Genomic DNA, 1,183 nt, shown 5'->3' with positions numbered 1-1,183 from the left:
TGCCATGTGGGATGAAAATACAGCCAAAAACTAATCATTGACCATAGTCGTTTGTATGGATAATAAGCACTCCAATCGGGTAATGTGAGACCCAGGCTTTAGCTGCAACTAAAGCTTTCTATGTAGTAGTTCGTTTAAACGCTGGCTCCTCTATCGAGAGACCGATAACAAACATGAACGCTACATAGGACTTCAAGCATAAACCTCGAATAGTCGACTGGGTCTCGAACCCGCATTACGCAAGCATGAGTTAGCTTATTATGAATACCAAAATCAATCAAAGCATCAACGTTGGAGTTGATACCGGCAAAACACAATTAGACATCCACATCAGGCCACTAGACCTATTTTTCTCAGTAGAGAACAATGATAAAGGCATCAAAAAAGCACTCAAAACGATTAAGAGTCACAATCCTGAACGAATCGTTATTGAAGCAACAGGCCGATTAGAAATGCCTTTTGTTCTTGCATGTGCAGAGGCTCAATTACCTATTGTCAGAGCAAACCCTGTCCACATAAAACGGTTCGCTGGTGCTATTGGCCGCAGAGCCAAAAATGATCGTTTAGATGCAGAATTGATTGCTCACTATGGAGAAGCAATCAAACCAGCTCTTACTGTCATAAAGCCAAAAAACATACGCCTAATGAGTGACTTAGTCATTCGCCGAAACCAGTTGTTATCCATGCAAACCATGGAAAAGAACCGAATCCAGATACTTCCCGCTTCTCTCCATCCGACTATCAAACCGATGCTAACCACGATAAAAAATCAAATCACCAAGTTAGAAGAAAAGCTCGTTAAACTCATTGAAGATAGCCCTGAATATCAGGCTAAAAACACAATATTGCAGAGCGTCCCTGGAATAGGAAACATTGCCGCTGCATCAATAATTAGCAACGTACCAGAACTTGGCTACATCACAAATAAACAAGCGGCATCACTAATTGGTGTCGCTCCAATAACACGCGAAAGTGGGCGCTACAAAGGTAAGCGCGTGATCCAAGGCGGTCGAGCGCAAGTACGCACAGTGTTATATATGGCAATGATGTCAGCCATGCAATGTAACCCCGTATTCAAAGCAACTTATGCTCGACTTGTAGCTGCCGGAAAGCCTAAGAAAGTCGCAATAATCGCGTGTGTTCGAAAGATGGTTGTGACTCTTAACTCTATGCTGAGAGATGG

1 protein-coding gene is annotated in these 1,183 nt (G+C 42.8%); it reads left to right on the top strand.

The genetic code is table 11. The features are described 5' to 3' along the window. Positions 1–260 precede the first annotated feature (260 nt). Positions 261–1,183 (top strand): IS110 family transposase (locus tag AB4653_RS25240; RefSeq protein ID WP_372090978.1); only part of this gene is annotated, 923 nt, incomplete at its 3' end.

The sequence above is a fragment of the Vibrio sp. 10N.222.48.A3 genome (assembly GCF_041475345.1).
Classification (GTDB): Bacteria; Pseudomonadota; Gammaproteobacteria; order Enterobacterales; family Vibrionaceae; genus Vibrio; species Vibrio tasmaniensis_A.
This window is presented reverse-complemented; position numbering and strand designations above follow the sequence as displayed.